Annotated in this window: 15 protein-coding genes; 8 read left to right on the plus strand and 7 right to left on the minus strand. The window is 38.6% G+C overall.

The genetic code is table 11. The features are described from left to right. Positions 1-2: 2 nt before the first annotated feature. The 4 genes from ACFSX4_RS10790 to ACFSX4_RS10805 all read left to right on the plus strand — a co-directional run bounded on the left by ACFSX4_RS10790 (position 3) and on the right by ACFSX4_RS10805 (position 4,341). Entirely contained in the window at positions 3-1,196 is a 1,194-nt protein-coding gene (locus tag ACFSX4_RS10790) for a CDP-glycerol glycerophosphotransferase family protein (RefSeq protein ID WP_377774467.1), read from the plus strand. 36 nt (positions 1,197-1,232) lie between these two features. Next, positions 1,233-2,054, plus strand: a complete 822-nt coding sequence (locus ACFSX4_RS10795; RefSeq protein WP_377774469.1) for an ABC transporter permease — start codon at positions 1,233-1,235, stop codon at positions 2,052-2,054. A gap of 13 nt (positions 2,055-2,067) precedes the next feature. Continuing rightward, the gene (gene tagH, locus ACFSX4_RS10800) at positions 2,068-3,411 is read left to right on the plus strand and encodes a teichoic acids export ABC transporter ATP-binding subunit TagH (RefSeq protein WP_377774471.1); all 1,344 of its coding nucleotides are present in this window, start codon (positions 2,068-2,070) and stop codon (positions 3,409-3,411) included. A gap of 147 nt (positions 3,412-3,558) precedes the next feature. Continuing rightward, a complete protein-coding gene (locus ACFSX4_RS10805; RefSeq protein ID WP_377774473.1) occupies positions 3,559-4,341 on the plus strand; it encodes a WecB/TagA/CpsF family glycosyltransferase in 783 nt (260 codons plus the stop codon). Positions 4,342-4,387: 46 nt separating this feature from the next. On the opposite strand, the gene ACFSX4_RS10810 is transcribed toward ACFSX4_RS10805, so the two are convergent. The 4 genes from ACFSX4_RS10810 to ACFSX4_RS10825 form a co-directional block, all read right to left on the minus strand. Continuing rightward, complete coding sequence (locus ACFSX4_RS10810) at positions 4,388-5,209, minus strand: sulfite exporter TauE/SafE family protein (RefSeq protein WP_377775381.1); 822 nt, start codon at positions 5,207-5,209, stop codon at positions 4,388-4,390. A 43-nt stretch (positions 5,210-5,252) separates the two neighbouring features. Next, positions 5,253-5,699 (minus strand): 8-oxo-dGTP diphosphatase, encoded by a 447-nt coding sequence (locus ACFSX4_RS10815; RefSeq protein WP_377774475.1) that lies wholly within the window; start codon positions 5,697-5,699, stop codon positions 5,253-5,255. A 131-nt stretch (positions 5,700-5,830) separates the two neighbouring features. Then, positions 5,831-6,091: a hypothetical protein gene (locus tag ACFSX4_RS10820; RefSeq protein ID WP_377774477.1), complete on the minus strand. Its 261-nt coding sequence runs from the start codon at positions 6,089-6,091 to the stop codon at positions 5,831-5,833. Between the two features lie 86 nt (positions 6,092-6,177). Further along, the gene (locus ACFSX4_RS10825) at positions 6,178-7,467 is read right to left on the minus strand and encodes an MFS transporter (protein ID WP_377774479.1); all 1,290 of its coding nucleotides are present in this window, start codon (positions 7,465-7,467) and stop codon (positions 6,178-6,180) included. A 205-nt stretch (positions 7,468-7,672) separates the two neighbouring features. Between ACFSX4_RS10825 and ACFSX4_RS10830 the strand changes: the two genes are divergently transcribed. The 3 genes from ACFSX4_RS10830 to ACFSX4_RS10840 all read left to right on the plus strand — a co-directional run bounded on the left by ACFSX4_RS10830 (position 7,673) and on the right by ACFSX4_RS10840 (position 11,758). After that, positions 7,673-8,671: an MsnO8 family LLM class oxidoreductase gene (locus ACFSX4_RS10830; protein WP_377774481.1), complete on the plus strand. Its 999-nt coding sequence runs from the start codon at positions 7,673-7,675 to the stop codon at positions 8,669-8,671. After that, positions 8,668-9,984: an LLM class flavin-dependent oxidoreductase gene (locus tag ACFSX4_RS10835; protein ID WP_377774483.1), complete on the plus strand. Its 1,317-nt coding sequence runs from the start codon at positions 8,668-8,670 to the stop codon at positions 9,982-9,984. The genes ACFSX4_RS10830 and ACFSX4_RS10835 overlap by 4 nt, the downstream gene beginning before the upstream one ends. Positions 9,985-10,168: 184 nt before the next feature. Next, on the plus strand, positions 10,169-11,758 hold the full coding sequence (locus ACFSX4_RS10840) for a glycosyltransferase (protein WP_377774485.1): 1,590 nt from the start codon (positions 10,169-10,171) through the stop codon (positions 11,756-11,758). 44 nt (positions 11,759-11,802) lie between these two features. On the opposite strand, the gene ACFSX4_RS10845 is transcribed toward ACFSX4_RS10840, so the two are convergent. The 3 genes from ACFSX4_RS10845 to ACFSX4_RS10855 form a co-directional block, all read right to left on the minus strand. Further along, on the minus strand, positions 11,803-12,447 hold the full coding sequence (locus ACFSX4_RS10845; protein ID WP_377774487.1) for an HAD hydrolase-like protein: 645 nt from the start codon (positions 12,445-12,447) through the stop codon (positions 11,803-11,805). Between the two features lie 24 nt (positions 12,448-12,471). Beyond that, entirely contained in the window at positions 12,472-13,689 is a 1,218-nt protein-coding gene (locus tag ACFSX4_RS10850) for a deaminase (RefSeq protein WP_377774489.1), read from the minus strand. 102 nt (positions 13,690-13,791) lie between these two features. Beyond that, positions 13,792-15,063: an amidohydrolase gene (locus ACFSX4_RS10855; RefSeq protein WP_377774491.1), complete on the minus strand. Its 1,272-nt coding sequence runs from the start codon at positions 15,061-15,063 to the stop codon at positions 13,792-13,794. A 363-nt stretch (positions 15,064-15,426) separates the two neighbouring features. On the opposite strand from ACFSX4_RS10855, the gene ACFSX4_RS10860 reads away from it, so the two are divergent. Next, positions 15,427-17,556, plus strand: coding sequence for a bifunctional glycosyltransferase/CDP-glycerol:glycerophosphate glycerophosphotransferase (locus ACFSX4_RS10860; protein WP_377774493.1), 2,130 nt, complete (start codon positions 15,427-15,429; stop codon positions 17,554-17,556). Positions 17,557-17,559: the final 3 nt, after the last annotated feature.

Raw genomic sequence — 17,559 nt, forward strand, 5'->3', positions numbered from 1 at the left:
TCATGAAATTAATTAAAAAAGTAATATTTAAAGTGTATAAAATGCTCTTCTTATTATGTGAAAAATCTTTTTACAAAGATCCGACACTCATTATGTTTGAAAGCTTTCTCGGCAAACAGTACAGTGACAATCCGAGAGCAATCTATGAGTACATGTCTGTGAATTATCCCGGTTACAGGCTTCTTTGGAGCGTTGATAAGAGGCATGTACAATATTTCAGAGACAATGAAATCCCTTTTGTCACACGACTTTCTCTATCCTGGCTGATTTATATGTCAAAGGCCACACTTTGGATTACAAACTGCCGCCTGCCCTTATGGATTCCTAAAGCCAAAGGGACGACATACCTGCAGACATGGCACGGTACACCGCTGAAACGCCTGGCGAATGATATGGATGAAGTCCATATGCCTTCTACAAACACAGAACAGTACAAAAAGAATTTTATTCTGGAAGCTGATAAATGGGATTTCCTGGTGTCACCCAACCGTTATTCCAGCGATATTTTTAAGCGGGCGTTCCAGTTCAACCGGAATCTTCTAGAGACGGGATATCCAAGGAATGATTTTCTCTACAGCCATAACAATGAGTCGGATCAGACTGAGTTGAAACAGCGTCTCGGTATCCCGCTTGATAAAAAAGTGATTTTTTATGCACCTACATGGCGTGATAATGATTACCATGCCCAAGGGAAATACAAATTTTCACTGCAGTTTGACTGTGATGAGATGTACAGCGCATTGTCCGAAGACTATGTCATTATATTAAGACTCCATTATTTAATTGCAGATAACCTTGATCTCAGTAAATACAAGGGCTTTTTCTATGACTTTTCGAAGCACGATGATATCAGAGACTTATATACGATTTCGGATATGCTGATTACTGACTATTCATCAGTCTTCTTCGACTTCGCCAACCTCAAAAGACCGATGATATTTTATGTATATGACATTGAAAATTACAGGGATAATTTACGCGGCTTCTATATCGATTTTGAACGGGAAGCGCCGGGGCCGCTTGTTAAAACTACTTCTGAACTGATTTCTGAAATCAATCACTGCGCCGGGAATAATTTTAATGATATATATAATACGCAAGAATTCAGGGATCGTTTCTGTTACCTGGAAGATGGAACTGCATCTCAAAAAGTCAGTGATGAAATCATTAGACATTTACAAAACAAAATTATATAATTCAGCATTAGTTAATTGAATGGTTGTGAAAAAAATATGAAATCCATGTGGCTCGTATTACGTGAGCAGCTGTCCCACTTCTATCTGGTGAGGCGTTTGTCTCTGTATGACATGAAAAGTAAAAATCAAAATAATTATCTCGGCATTGTATGGGAAGTACTGACTCCGACAATCAGTATTTTAATCTACTGGTTTGTATTCGGTACATTACGTCAGCGTGCACCTGTAGAAATAGGCGGAATGGAAGTGCCGTTCTTCTTCTGGCTGGTTGCGGGATTTATTGTCTGGACATTTTTCTATCAGGCCAGTATTGAGGGTTCAAAGTCCATTTACAGCAGACTCAAAATGCTGTCAAAAATGAATTTCCCATTGAGCGTGATTCCTAATATACCTGTGTTTTCCAAATTTTACACGCATTTAATTATGCTCACATTAGCATTTATCGTCTTTCAGTTTGCAGGGTATTACGTCGATATTTACTTTGTACAGCTGCCGTACTTTATATTCGGCACATACGCTTTTATACTGTCATTCGCATTGATTACATCAACACTTTCAACACTTGTGCGTGATGTGCATTTATTACTGAACTCACTGCTCAGAATGGTACTATACTTATCCGGTGTGCTCTGGCCGTTGTCTATACTCGCTGATTTCCCGACACTGCAGGTGATTATGCAGTTAAATCCGCTTGTATATTTAATTGAAGGTTACCGTGCAGCATTTTTCGGTACTGAATGGTACCTTGTCACACATTGGGAATATACATTATATTTCTGGGCCGTTATTTTCATAATGTTCATGGTCGGCTCAATACTACATGTAAAATTCCGACGAAATTTCATCGACTACTTATAAGAAGGTTGTATATATGACAAAAGCAATAGTAATTAAAGACGTTGTCAAAAAATATAAGCTGTACGATACATCCAAAGAACGGATGCTTGATTTAATCAGCCCGAAATCGCATGGTAAAGACTTTTATGCATTGAACGGTGTTAATTTTGAAGCGGATAAGGGAGATGTTGTCGGCTTTATCGGTATTAACGGTTCAGGTAAATCCACATTATCCAACATTGTGGCCGGCATAGTCCCTGAAACGAGCGGGAAAGTGTCTGTCAATGGTCAAACCGCACTGATTGCCGTAGCAGCCGGTCTCAATAATGATTTGACCGGCCGCGATAATATTGAACTTAAATGTCTAATGCTCGGTTTCTCAAAACAGGAGATTAAAGAGCTTGAGCCGGGAATCATCGAACTGTCCGAACTTGAGAGCTTTATTGATCAGCCTGTAAAGTCATACTCCAGCGGTATGAAGTCACGTCTCGGTTTCGCTATCAGCGTACACATTGATCCCGACATTATTATTATTGACGAAGCATTGTCAGTCGGGGATAAAGCATTCGCCGAAAAAAGTCTGAGACGTATGACAGAATTTAAACAGCAGGGTAAAACCATCATCTTTGTCAGCCACTCAATCGGTCAGGTAAAGAGTTTCTGTGATAAGTTATTATGGCTAGAATTCGGGCGTGTAAAAGCTTACGGTGACGTCAGTGATATCATTCCTTTATATGAAGCATTTCTTAATAAATGGCAGTCCATGTCAAAAACAGAACGCGAAAAATACAGAACTTCAATGTTAAATAAGGACTCTAAAACCTTAAAATACAAACAAATCGGCAGTCTGACACTGATGGAAGATACCGAACAGCTTCTGGATGCTTCCCAGACATACGAAATCCGTCCTGTCAGCAGACTGGCGCATTTAAAAACGTATGCGACATACATCTATCAGGCGCCTGATATCGAAGAGGATAAGTTAAAAGCATCCCATTATAAAAATAAAGTCTATTATGTTAAGCGCGCTGCGACACATCACTTTGAAGACTACTATCTGCTGAGTGATGAGCCGAGCGGTGAGGACGGGGTGATCGGCTGGATAAAAGCCTCAGAAACAACATCACATGTCCACACAATGGTAGACTTCGATTCAAAATCTTTTATATTGAATGGTGAGGGCAGTGCAGCTTATAAACCGTGGGGCGGGAACCGTCAGTCTGCCCACGAAACTCTGGAGCATTTTGCCGGACGTCAATTCTCTGTCAGTGAAACAATTTTAATCGGCAAAAATATATGGTACCGAGGTACGATTGAAGAAACCGATGACAAAGTATGGATACACAGTAACCATGTTTTACATGAAGAAGAGGTATAACCCTGTTTCTTTTGTGGTAAATATTTTTACGCATTGAAAGGCACCGTTCAGGTGTCTTTTTAAGATACAATGGATATTGCTTTACAAAGCAGTCCGTATTGCATTAAAGTAAGTTGTCAATCATTCTAACAGTTTGGGGGTGTTGTGATGTCAGATCAATATGGGTATGCTCATTTAATGGGTGTAAAATTTATTAATATTACTGAAAAAAGATTTCTCGACGACATTATTTATCCAAAGCTTAAAAATCAGGAAAAATGTTTCATAGTAACTGCAAATCCCGAATTTGTCGTCGCAACACGAGACAACCCCGACTTTAAAGCTATTGTTCAGTCATCAGATTATGTTCTGCCTGATGGTGTTGGAATCATTCATGCTGCAAACTTTACCGGACAGCGTCTCGTTGAACGTGTAACAGGTGTGGATGTCATGTATAAGATGCTGGAGCATGCGAACGAACACGGATACAGTGTCTTTTTTCTCGGTGCTAAAGAGGATGCCAATAAGAAAGCAGCCGAAGAAGCCAAAAGGCAATTCCCTGATTTAATTATTGCAGGACGCAGAAACGGATACTTCAACCGATTGGATCCGGAGATCAGTGATTATGTAGCAAGTACAAAACCTGATATTATTTTTGCAGCGCTTGGTATGCAGAGACAGGAAGAATGGATTTATCACAGTATGGATAAATTTGATAAAGGAATATTTATCGGAGTGGGGGGCAGTCTGGATGTCTTATCTGGAAATGTCAGCAGAGCACCGAAATTTTGGATTAAATTCCAAATTGAATGGCTCTACCGTCTGATTAAACAGCCGAGCCGCCTGAAGAGAGATTTGAAGGTTCTCGAATTCATGCTTCTTCACATTCCAGGTATTAAACGTGTAATGAAATGGCTTGGTTTTTCAAAATCAAAACCGAGACAAAGATAAATTTAAACACCCACTGGGAGAGCAATTCTCCTCAGTGGGTATTATTTTAACTAAATCCCTGCACAATCATATACAGTCCGAGCAACAGCAGGACTACCCGCAGTGCTGTCACAATCGCATCAGAAGAAAATTTGCGGTTAATACGGACACCAATTTTAGCACCAATGTATGCTGCCGGAATGAGAACGGCCGCATAAAGATAATTAATATTCCCCTGAAACATGTGTCCCATAGCACCACCAAGGCTCGAAAAGAAAACGATAAACATGCTTGTTCCCACCGCAATAGACGGTGGCATCAGGAACAAGAGAATCATCATCGGTGTCATCAAAGCACCGCCGCCGACACCGAACAAACCTGAAGTAAATCCTGCGATAAAACTCCCTGCAATTCCTATATACGGTGGGAAGCCGTAATAGTGGACCTCTCCTTTTCCATCCGTATGCGGTTTTATGTATTTCTCATTCTGAAACATACGTGAAGGTTTTATTTTATCCCTGAATATCAATATAAAACTGACTAATATAATAAACAATCCGAAATATATACGCATACTGTCAATCGTAAACAGACCGCTGGTGTATGATCCCAAAAATGCACCGGGTATCGCACCTATGATAAAATACATTCCGTTTTTTATATCCACCTGTTTTGAGCGGTTATATGAAATAATAGACGATAAACCTATAAATACAAGGACCATACTGGATGTCCCGATAGCCGTCTGAGGTGTAATGCCTTCCAGCATATTCAGTTCAATCCCCAGGAATATAAGCATTGGAACAATAATAATACCGCCGCCAAGTCCGACTAAAGAACCTACAACAGCTGCAATCAGTCCTGTTAATAACAAAAATAATGTAATAATCACTGTACGTCCTCCATTACGTGCTTTTTGATTTTATTCATCATCACTTTAGATGGACCTTAGAATTTCTATCATAATAAAATTCGCTCAGCCTGTTTGAAATCATTACCTCATACATCGATTCAAAATCATTTGCAAGTGTATAGGAATTCAAGTCCGACTGATTAATCCAGGACACTTCTCCTTCACTCGAACTTTGAATTTCTCCTGAAAATTCATTCGTTTTATACATCAATACAATATAACGCTCATCGTTACGCGTTTGAAACTGCTTTGTACCGCACAACTGTGGATTTCTTATAGTCAATCCGGTTTCTTCTTGTACCTCACGCACAACAGCATCAACAAATGATTCTCCGTATTCGATATGTCCGCCCGGAAAAGTGACACCGGGCCAGCTTTTCCCTGCTCTGTTTTGAATCAATATCTTTCCGCTGTCGTCCTCTATCATACACATATTTGTAAGAATCACTTTTTCTGATCTTGACATGTTATCTCTCCAGACACAAAATTTATAATGCCATGCGTTACAATAAAATAACACATGGCATTCCTATACTAAAAGTGAGACGCTGCATCAGGAATGCAGCGCCGTCACAACAAACATATTATTCAATTTCATTATGATATTTTAGGCTTTTTTGATGCTGAATCCCTAAGATCATAATAATATTGAACACTCGTCATTGCCCCTTCATCGACCATATTGGAATCCCATTCTTCATTTGGTTTTCCAAGCTTTATCACATACTCATCTTCAGTCCAGGATGATAATTTATCTGCCGCTTTTTCATCGATGCTCACTTCAATCGTTTCGTTATTCTCTTCATCAATCAAATATGCTGTACTTTTTTCAGTAATCAGCCGGATGACTTTACCCATTGCTATACACCTCCTATTATCCATTATTGGCTGAAGAGTATGTATCTCACGGTTATTTTCTCACATAAAGGTGTAAAATGATAATTTTATGCTCTGCGGTTAAAGGTCAGTAACGGAATGATACAGAGCGATAATAACCCCCCTGTTAAAGACAGTAACATGTAACTTGTGCCGGCCATCATCATCCCGGATAATGCACCGCCCGTTGCACCTGACAAGGCAATAAACACATCAATCTTACCCTGCGTTTTTGCACGTGTTTCCGGCGTTGTACCATGTACAATTGCTGTTGTACCACTAATCAGTCCAAAATTCCATCCAAGACCCAGTAACGCGAGTCCGACTGCCATTAATATCATGGAATCTCCGGGTGCAAATGCTGAAAATAATCCCGCCATAAGTAAAGTAACCGCCGCAATAACGCTCATTTTAGTAGTACCGATACGGTCAACTAACATCCCGGTAACTAAAGAAGGGAAGTACATCGCTGCAACATGAATTGAGATTACCATCCCGATTGCAGATAAAGAATGGCCGTGATGACCCATATGTACCGGTGTCATTGTCATTAAAGCAACCATTACCATCTGCGTTAAAATCATTACGAATGCACCGAAAATAATTTTATGTCTGTTTGTTGCTGCTGATGATGCCGTTACTTTATCGTTATTTAATGTGTCCGCTTCCTGCTGTCTTATCTGTCTTGCAATAAATAACGGATCCGGCCGCAGCATGATAAATAGAACCAAACCTGCCAATATGTAGGCTGCTGCACCAAGTATAAACGGTCCTGACAGGGCAGGAAGACTCCATGATACAGCTATCCTGCCCATGAATTCTGCCAGATTCGGTCCGAGTACTGCACCGAATGTTGTCATAACCATTGTGAAGCTGACAGCCTTCCCCCTTTGAGAAGGCTTCGCGAGATCAGTACCGGCGTATCTCGCCTGCAGGTTGGATGCAGTACCTGAACCGTAAATCAAAAGAGATGCAAACAGCAGCCATACATTATTAAGTGCTGCCGCCGTAATCACGAGCACAGCTCCAAGACCGCCGAGCATAAACCCGATACCGAGGCCGTAACGCCTCCCAAATTTTTGGGACAGCATGCCGATCATTAATGCTGCACCGGCAGAACCGAGAGTCAATAATGCCGCGGGTACACCCGCATACACCTCTGTCCCGAGTATCTCCTGGGCAATCAAGGCCCCGACCGTAACACCTGCAGCAAGTCCTGCTCCACCGAATATCTGAGAAATACTGACCACAATCAGGACTTTTCTATAGAATCGTGCACGTTCCGTTTCATTAATCAATAATTTTTCTTTCGACTCCATATGTATCTCCTGTATATTTATTTCATTAAATTTTATCATAATTTTCTGAATGAAAACAGGAAGGAATCATCTTTATTTCCTCGCCTTAAATAATATTCCAGCATTAGTGAGAGTACTTTCTTCATCATTTTATTCAAATTTCAAACTTTTCAGGCTGATATACTTGATTATTTTTAAAAGCATGATAACATGATTCTAATTCATAGTTAAAAGATATGCTATATTACATTACGAGGAGGATTCTATGGAGCTCAGTATTTTAAATCAAAGCCCTGTTCTAAAAAATCACAGTGTGGAACAATCATTAAAAAACACGATTGATTTAGCGCTGGAAGCAGAACATCTGGGATATAAGCGTTATTTTGTTTCAGAACATCACAATATGGACAAGCTTATCGGCACCTCACCTGAAGTGCTGGTGTCTCACCTTGCCGCCCACACTAACACAATACATATTGGTGCAGGAGGTATCATGCTGTCACACCATAATCCTTTTCATGTCGCTGAACAGTTCCAGCTGATTAATCATCTTGCCCCCGGGAGAATCGACCTTGGGGTAGGGAAAGCACCGGGTGGTACACCGACCGCAACACATGCGCTTCAATCTGAGCTGAGAAAAGACATCGACTCATTTAACACACGGTTTACTTCCTTAAAAAATTATTTGAATAACACCCATGAAGATCATCATTCACTTAAAGTCTCGCCAGATACAAGCAGTCCACCGGAGCTTTTTCTCCTCGGCGGCAGTGTAGAGTCTGCCGAATTCGCAGCATCGGAAGGCGTTAATTATATTTTTGCACATTTCATTAATAACGATATTAAACTGTTAAAACAGGTTGTAGATGCTTACAGAAACCAATCTGAAAACGGGACATTGATTGTGGCACTTTCAGCAATCGTGACAGAAGACGATGAAACAAAACAGCGCATTAAAAAAGAAAATCAATACTATCAGCTTTCTTTTGAAAACGGCCGAAAACTTCGTGTTCTGACACAAAAACAGGTCGATAATTTCCTTGAAAACTCCGGTGAAGACATTCAGGTCAAACGAAGACAAGCTAAAATAATTCTCGGCAGTCAGCAGGAAGTCATTGAGACGCTGTCTGAACTTAATAATGATAAGCAGATTGATGAATTTATGCTTCACCTTCCCACGACAGATGCAGAAATCAGATTAAATACCGTGCAGTCACTTGCACCGGCACATATTAATAACTATCAGAAAGCAGGGGTACAATGACTAACAAAAAAATTCAATTCGGCATTATTCTACATGGACCAGGCGGACACATGAATGCATGGAGAAGTAACGAAGTTCCTTCTGATGCTAGTACTAATTTTAATCATTATTTAAAAATAACTAAAAAAGCAGAGAATGCAGGTTTCTCATTTGTTTTTGTTGCAGACGGCTTATATATCAATGAAAAATCCATACCTCATTTTTTAAGCCGCTTTGAACCATTGACTGTTCTTTCTGCACTGGCACCGCTGACCAAAAATATAGGTTTGGTCGGTACAATTTCAACATCTTACAGCGAGCCTTATACTGTTGCAAGACAGCTTGCATCAATCGATAAAATAAGCCGGGGACGTGCAGGGTGGAATGTAGTCACATCTCCGCTTGAAGGCAGTGCTGACAACTACAGTAAAGATAAACATCCTGAACACAGCCTGCGTTATGATATCGCTGAAGAACACCTGCAGGTAGTGCAGGGATTATGGGATTCATGGGAAGATGATGCCTTTGTCCGGGATGCTCGTAATAATCAGTATTTTGATAAAAACAAGATGCATGAATTGAATTATAAGGGAGAATTTTTCAACGTTAAAGGTCCTCTAAATATTGATCGTTCTGAGCAGGGTCAGCCGATTATATTCCAGGCAGGTGCTTCCAAAAAAGGTTCTGGATTTGCAGCAAAATATGCAGATGCAGTATTTACCCACGGCGGCACTTTGGAGCAGGCAAAAGATTCATACAAAGCTTTAAAAGAGAAGGTGAGAGAGGCCGGACGTGATGAAAATTCTGTTAAGGTTTTTCCTGCACTTTCTCCGATTGTCGGTGCCACTCATGAACAGGTACAAGAACGTTATAAAGAAATCCAGAATCTCGTGACTATCGACCAGGCGCTTGATTATCTGGGTCGTTATTTTGACCATCATGACTTCAGTCAGTATGACCTTGATGCGCCTTTCCCGGAACTTGGTGATGTCGGTAAAAACAGCTTCCAGTCAACAACAGATGCAATTAAGCAGGATGCAAAAGAAAACAACTGGACGCTGAGGGAAGTAGCATTAAGAGAGACCACCCGGGAAACACCTTTTATGGGTACTTATGAAGAAGTCGCAGACACATTGATAGAATGGATTGATAATGAAGCGGCTGACGGCTTTGTAATGACTTCCCATGTCCTCGGCAGTGTCTATGATGATTTTATTAATAAAGTGGTACCGATTCTTGTGGAAAAAGGGTACTATGACATATCATATAATGGAGAAACATTAAGAGACGAACTCGGTCTGCCGTTTAAGGAAAATCGATACAGCCTCAGTTGATGCAAAGTCTGATAATATTTGCTTTAAATGATATATTCTTTTAAAATATTTATACTAGACTATAATATTTTGTCTTTCAAAATACATTCCGGTATGAGATTGCCCTATATTATATTCACTGCACTGCGTATAATCAGTAAATGTACTAAAGAATATAGAAGTCACACATATAAGGTGAATAATTATGAAACCGAGAATTATTTTTTTATTAAATTCAATTGATGTTGACCGGGGCGGCCTGACTCATGCCTGCCTAAGGCAGGCAAGCACATTCGCTGATGCAGGGTATGATACTCAAATTCTGACTTTCCGGCACGAAACAAGATTTCCCATCATTTGCAATACACTAGTGGAATTAGACAAAGTAAGTCCCAATGTCACTATCCGTAATATGTTTGAAGACCGTGGTGGATATACGGACAAAAACACTTCATCTCTCGAGGAATTATATTTTGATAAAAATCGCTATTCTGAAAAATATGAAATTGCTGAGGCTAAAAACTTTAACGGATATTCCTTGTTGAAAGATGGTATTCTCCACAAAACTGCAGTTCTAAGAAAAGATAATACCTTGGATTATATTGACTATTTTGATGAAAATCGTTTTAAATATCAAAGGGATTTATTTAACTATTACAATCACCTTTCACGAAGACAGTACTATTCTGAGGAAAATAAAAAGGTGAAACAAGTTGATTTTTATGATCAATTTGAAAATCCCTTCCTAAAGATTTGGTATAATACCGACACCATGAAAGCTAACAAAGTACTGAATCTTTCCCCATCACAAGAGTTAATTACAGAGACAACCGGTAATGAAACTGTTCATAAAAAATACTGGTTAAAATCAATTATCGATGAATCCAGCAAACATACTGTCATTATTTCGGATACAAGATCAACAGATTATCTGCTAACTAAATTTGATTATAAAAATGCAAAAAAAGTTCTCAGGTTACACAGTAATCATCTGAAAAATCCGGACGATATCTACTCTGGTCTGACAGGAAAGAATAAGTATTTAATAGAAAACATTCAAAATGTCGATGCCATCGCAGTGCTTACGGAAAAACAAAAATCCGATATTGTTGAGCGTTTTGGTCAGGACGAAAAAATACATGTTATTCCAAACTACACTGAAGTGCATGTTCCACGAATTACCGGAATCCGATCAACCATAGCTTATACACGTTATAAACGAAATTATATAAAAACACGTGATTTAAATAAAGTTGTCATCGTTTCCCGATTCTCTAAGCTTAAAAATATCACACATTCTATTAAAGCTTTTTCAAAAGTCGTACAGCATGTGCCTGAAGCGAAACTTGAAATATGGGGTCACGGAAATTATTCCAAAGAATACGAGCAGGAAATTAAAAAGCTCAATCTCAACAAGTCAGTAAAATTAAAAGGGTATACCCGTAAACCGAATAAAGTCTATCAGTCAGCGGCATTCTCGTTGATGACTTCCCGTTCGGAGGGTTTTTCACTTGGTGTTATGGAGAGTATGGTTAACGGAGCACCTGTAATCAGCTATGATATCAGTTATGGTCCTTCCGACATGATTATTGACGGTGAAAACGGAATATTGGTTGAAAAGGGAAATATCGATGAGCTCGCTGATAAGATTATTTATTTACTTCAAAATAAAGACTTAAACAGAAAAATGGGTCATAAAGCGCGTAAGTATATAAATACCCATTTCAGTAAAAAGAGCTATCAAAAGAAATGGTTCTCACTGGCTGAGAGCCTGGTTCAAAAAAAAGATAGTTAAAGTAAAGACAGTATACGGGTTTTCCGCATACTGTCTTTATTAATTCATATTATTTTTTTCAATTCACCCAATGACTCTATCACATCATCCGCTTCTATAAGCTCATCCGGTTTAGAAAAATAAAACTTACATCCAATCACATGAATATCATTGTTTTTACCTGCAATAAAATCAGATAACCTGTCACCAACAATATATTCCGGTGCCACCTGTTCCTCTTGGATGATATGTTTCACCAAATCCGACTTACTGGAAGTTTCTATATCATTTATACTGTATACGCCTGTAATAAAGCGTTCCATATGATGATTTTGATAAAGTGCCTCCAGGTAATCTTTATCACCGTTACTTGCAATAAAAATTTCGTAACCCTTGGATTTTATATACTCCAGCGTATCTTCTGCACCTTCATACATTTTGCTTTTCCCTTCACCTATACAATATATCAATGCATTTTGAAACCACCTGTTGGCCATATGAATATGGTGATCACTCGGCTTCGATAGTATATTTCTCCAGACAACATTCAGCGGTACTCCCATAATTTCATTATATTTTTCTATGGGATTGTCTATATATTTTATATCATTCCTGTCCAAAGACTTTAAAGTAATACTTAACGCCTCTTCCAGAATAATTTCTGTTTTAACTAAAGTACCATCCATATCAAATAACACTGCTTTTTTCATATCATATCACCTTTATCTCGTGCATTAATTTCCCGGGAAATTAATGCATTTTCCTTTATAAAATCTCTTGTTGATTACTGTCGGTCTGGCAATAAATTCAGTAATACATGATGCCTCTGTGAGTAAAAACGATGCCTCGTCGCCTACATTGATACCTGATGCATTAAACTCATTTTCATAATCCAGAGGTTTCCCTGTGACTACGGGCAATATATCTGCAATTTCATTATGTGTTCTAATATTAAATGCCTCACCATAACGCCTCAGTTTTTCACGTATGTCTCCAGAACCATATGGGCTCCAGCAGTCATAAATATTGTCACAGCCGATATTAACATCAACTCCGTATATCCGCAGTTTTTCCAGCGGCGGGATATTACCTGTAAGCGGCACACTTGATATCACTTTAATACCATTTGTTTTTATGCGGTTAAACAACCCGCTTTCTTCATGTCCAAGGTCATTCAAGCCGAAGCCGTGACTAACTGCCACCCGGTTTTGATAACCTGCCTCTTCAGTGAAATCAAGTAAATATTTTAATGTCTCCAGAAAATCATCATACCTGTCATGAATATGTAAATCAATATCAACATCATGTTTTACTGCGAGTTCAAAAGTGGCATTGAGTGAAGCTTTAGAATCACCATCTACAGAAGCAGGGTCTACACCCCCAATAATCGTAGCACCGTTTTTCAGTGCAGTATCTACTTCTTCGATAGAACGCGAGCGCAGCAGCCCGTGCTGTGGAAATGCCACAAACTCAAAATCGGCCGCTCCCTGAAAACGTTCAGCAGCAGTCAGGCTCTGCTCCAAAAACCTCTGTCCGACAGCACTGTGCACATCAATATGTGTCCTGAAAAAATCCACACCGTGAGAAAGCTCCAGTGCAATCAGATTTGCTGCTCTTTCAACCATAGGGATTTCCAGTTTATCAAGCTCTTTAGGTTCATTTGTAAACCTCTCAACAATCGAAGACGCTTTAGAAACAGGGGTCCAGCTGGTCCCAAGTTTACTCTTATCTATATGGCAGTGCATCTCACGCAGAGCAGGTACGATTAATAAATCATTTCCATCGACTATTTTTATGTCTTCATTGAAGGTGCTGATATCATCAATGTACGCCTCAACTTTACCATCTCGTATCAAGAGATTAGTACTGGCTGTCACATCACCTGCTGTTGATATATTTTCCGTCCATCGTTTTCGTTCTGTACGTATGTTTTTCAGCAAGAAAGTATGCATTATATCACCTCATTATTATCATTATTTTATCACTGCTCAGTCACTTCTCAAAAAATAAAACCTCTCCAAGCAGAAATAAAACTTAGAGAGGCATTCTTTTTATTATTCGGCTGTTAAAGACTTCGTCGTTTCAAATAAAGTCTGTACTGCTGGAAGAATACTTTCTTCATCAATATCAAATTTTTCGTTATGGTGCCCGGCTGCTAAATTCGTACCGAAGACACAATATGTGGCGTACCCGCCTTGTTTTTGAACTGCATTGATAAAGTAGGTCGCATCTTCTGAACCTGACGGCTTATTCTCCTCAAGTTGACATTTCAAACCTACTTTTTCTGCTTCCTGGAACATCTTCTCAGCCAGTTTTACAGATCCTACAGCATTAACTGCTTCACCCACAAGTTTAATATCGTAATCCACCTGATGCATCAGTGCTGCACCTTTGATAACTTCCTCAGCATAATTTTTCATATATGCATTCAGTTCTGAATTCTCACCGCGTATTTCCACTTTCAGACTGGCACTGTCAGCTATAACATTACGGCCGCTTCCTGCATGAAGTTCACCCACATTGACACGTGTCGAGCCTCCCGAATGTCTCGGTATCGCATGTAGATTTAATACAGCACTTGCTGCTGCAAGCATCGCATTTTTACCTTCTTCAGGATGTCCGCCGGCATGTGAAGCCAGACCTTTAAATGTTACATCCAGCTTTGAAGTAGCGAGGTATCCGTTATTTGAAGCAAGGAACTCATTGAACGGTACACCTGTACCGATATGAAGGGCCATAAAATAATCCACATCATCCACTACACCTGCTTCTACCATCGAGCGTGCACCGCGTACACCTTCTTCTGCCGGCTGGAATATTAATTTAATTTTCCCCCGGAGCTGATCCTTGTTTTCACTAAGAAGTGTTGCAAGACCGAGTCCGATAGTTGTATGCGCATCATGACCACACGCATGCATATAATTATTGACAGAACGGAAATCTTTTTGTTTCGGCACATGACTTTCCTCTGTCGATTCATAAATCGGAAGAGCGTCCATGTCCACTCTGTATGCAACCGTAGGGCCGGGCGCTTTAGTATCCAGTATGCCGACAACACCAGTATATCCATCCTTTAAGTAAGGCAGAAATTCTTCAAGTGCACCGTTTTCTTTTGCCCATTCATAATGTTCAGCAGTTTCTTCATCATCAGGTTTCCCCATACAGTAATCCGGATTCATTACTTCACGGCCGAGTTTCACTTCATAACCGAGATCTGTCAGTCTTTTTGCCACGAGGGACGCAGTACGCATCTCCAAAAACCCTACTTCCGGATGCTTATGAAAATCACGTCGCCATTCAATTAATGTACTCTTTAAATCACTCATTCTTTTCACTCCAAATATTATATTATCCTTATAATTATATCACTTTAAATAAAATTATTGTCTCAATTTTAAGATAAATCGGAAATCTACTGTTTTCGAAATATATTTTTTGTCGTACCTATATGATTAGATAGTAGATTTTATGATGAATAATAGTATAATAACCTCATCAGTGATTTATAATTATATTTCTCTAAAAATGATATGAATCCTGAAATTGGCACACTCATTATAATCTAACAAAAAATGAATTCTCTTCGATTTTGTTAAAAAATATGTGATAATAGTATGATGTATAAATTTAAAAAGTTATCGTTATATATGTCACGATAGCATTATTCAATAGAGAAAGTAGAGGTAAAAATGAACAAATTAATTTCCGTTATCACTTCTGCCGAAAACAATGAAAAGTATTTAAATCAGTCACTTGATTCTTTGTTCAAACAGACTCATGAAAATTTTGAAGCTGTTATTCTTCATTCAAATATTAGTTTACTGAAAAAACATCTGGACCAAAAATACATTGAAGATAATAGATTCCGTTACATCGAACTTCCAGCAGTATCAACAATTGGATCTGCCCGTAACATTGGTCTTGAGCATTCACAAGGGGAGTATATTTATTTCTTTGACAGCGATGACTATATACCGGAAAAAACACTTCAAATTCTGCATGACAGCATTGGAGAAGCACCAATAATCAGAGGTCATATTAAAGCGGCAGACTTCAGTTCAAGCAGTGCTGTAATATTACCCGGACTGCATCAAATTAAGACATTCTCTGCCAGAAAATTTAATCTTATAAAAAATAACTCAGCCCTGAATTTCTTAATATCAAAAGAAATAATTGATGATAATAATCTACAATTCAATGAGAATTTGGTAACATACTCTGATTTAACATTCATGGTGCCATTGCTTGAGAAGATTGAACTTGTTCCCTATGTCGGAGAAGCTATTTACTTCCGCAGAAGAAAAAATGATCCTATCAATAACCCGTCTCTTCGTCAGTTACCTGTCGAACAGCTGGCCAAAGATCTTTTCAGCGCCTACAACATTCTGAAAAGTAATGAACTCAGTCCTGATGCTGAAAAATTTTTGGATAATAAGCTTTTAAATTTCTATCGTAGAAGACTGATTACTGAATTCAAAGATGATAATGTTATCGACTACTATTTTGAAGGACTTTCAGAAAGTATCAGTAAAATCGATTCCAGTATTATACAGAATAAAGACTTCGTACTAAAAAACGATGTTAGGGCAATCAAAACAAATAAAATAAATGTATTTAAAACATTAAGTAATTTTCACCATTTTCTTAGAGACATTTATCACGGCTTTGACTCTAAAAAAGGCCGTAAAAGTATCCTTTACAAAAGGTTTTTCTCTAAATTAAAACTTAAAAATAATCTTGTAGTATTTGAAAGTTTTCAAGGGAAATCATACTCTGACAGCCCTAAATATATTTACCAGTATATGTTGAAAAATGATAAAAATTATGAATATGTATGGGTTAAAAACAATGATTTTCATATACCCGGCCGGCCGAAAACAGTAAAACGCGCCTCACTTAAATATTACTACTACATTGCACGGGCAAAATACATCGTCAGTAATGTAAGGATGCCGAATAACTATATTAAACGGAGTGACCAGGTATTTCTTCAAACCTGGCATGGAACACCTCTCAAAAGGCTCGCAGGGGATATGGAAGATGTTCATATGCCCGGCACAAATTCAGCCAGGTATAAGAGGAATTTCAACCGCGAGACAAGTAAGTGGGATTATTTAATTGCACCCAACCAGTATTCTGCTGATATATTTAAAAGGGCTTTCTGGTTCGATAATACAATGCTTAACACCGGTTACCCAAGAAATGATGTATTAACGAATAATAATGATGTGAACCTTATAAACAGTTTGAAGAAACAGATGAATCTTCCTTCTGATAAAAAAGTGATTCTATACGCACCCACCTGGAGAGATGATGAATTCTATAAAGTGGGGAAATACCGTTTTACCCTGCAGCTCGACCTTCAACGTATGAAAGAAGAACTCGGTGATGATTATATTATTCTTCTCCGTATGCATTATGTGGTTTCTTCTAACATTGATTTGACCGGTCTTGAGGACTTTGCATATGACTTCTCGAGCTATAACGATATCAGTGAATTATATTTAGTATCTGACATTCTGATTACAGATTACTCTTCAGTATTCTTTGATTATGCAAACCTTAAACGTCCAATACTGTTCTACACTTATGATATTGAAAAATATCAAGGACAGTTGAGAGGTTTTTATATCGATATGGCAAAGGAACTCCCTGGTCCTCTATTAAGCACGAATGATGAAGTACTTGATTCAATCAAAAATATACAAGATGTTCAAGAAAATTATAATGAACGTTACACAACATTCTATAACCGCTTCTGCAGCTGGGATGATGGGAAAGCATCAGAAAAAGTTTTTAAAGATGTATTTGAAAAATAACTA

Source organism: Corticicoccus populi, from assembly GCF_042686195.1.
In the GTDB taxonomy this organism is placed as follows: domain Bacteria; phylum Bacillota; class Bacilli; order Staphylococcales; family Salinicoccaceae; genus Corticicoccus; species Corticicoccus populi.

Excerpts from the sequence above, each read along its gene's own strand:
- ACFSX4_RS10825 (WP_377774479.1), bottom strand. The coding sequence starts at position 7,467 with ATGATAAAATTTAATGAAATAAATATACAGGAGATACATATGGAGTCG.
- ACFSX4_RS10820 (WP_377774477.1), bottom strand. The coding sequence starts at position 6,091 with ATGGGTAAAGTCATCCGGCTGATTACTGAAAAAAGTACAGCATATTTG.
- ACFSX4_RS10855 (WP_377774491.1), bottom strand. The coding sequence starts at position 15,063 with ATGAGTGATTTAAAGAGTACATTAATTGAATGGCGACGTGATTTTCAT.
- ACFSX4_RS10840 (WP_377774485.1), top strand. The coding sequence starts at position 10,169 with ATGAAACCGAGAATTATTTTTTTATTAAATTCAATTGATGTTGACCGG.
- ACFSX4_RS10860 (WP_377774493.1), top strand. The coding sequence starts at position 15,427 with ATGAACAAATTAATTTCCGTTATCACTTCTGCCGAAAACAATGAAAAG.
- ACFSX4_RS10835 (WP_377774483.1), top strand. The coding sequence starts at position 8,668 with ATGACTAACAAAAAAATTCAATTCGGCATTATTCTACATGGACCAGGC.
- ACFSX4_RS10830 (WP_377774481.1), top strand. The coding sequence starts at position 7,673 with ATGGAGCTCAGTATTTTAAATCAAAGCCCTGTTCTAAAAAATCACAGT.
- ACFSX4_RS10795 (WP_377774469.1), top strand. The coding sequence starts at position 1,233 with ATGAAATCCATGTGGCTCGTATTACGTGAGCAGCTGTCCCACTTCTAT.
- ACFSX4_RS10845 (WP_377774487.1), bottom strand. The coding sequence starts at position 12,447 with ATGAAAAAAGCAGTGTTATTTGATATGGATGGTACTTTAGTTAAAACA.
- tagH (WP_377774471.1), top strand. The coding sequence starts at position 2,068 with ATGACAAAAGCAATAGTAATTAAAGACGTTGTCAAAAAATATAAGCTG.
- ACFSX4_RS10815 (WP_377774475.1), bottom strand. The coding sequence starts at position 5,699 with ATGTCAAGATCAGAAAAAGTGATTCTTACAAATATGTGTATGATAGAG.
- ACFSX4_RS10850 (WP_377774489.1), bottom strand. The coding sequence starts at position 13,689 with ATGCATACTTTCTTGCTGAAAAACATACGTACAGAACGAAAACGATGG.
- ACFSX4_RS10805 (WP_377774473.1), top strand. The coding sequence starts at position 3,559 with ATGTCAGATCAATATGGGTATGCTCATTTAATGGGTGTAAAATTTATT.
- ACFSX4_RS10790 (WP_377774467.1), top strand. The coding sequence starts at position 3 with ATGAAATTAATTAAAAAAGTAATATTTAAAGTGTATAAAATGCTCTTC.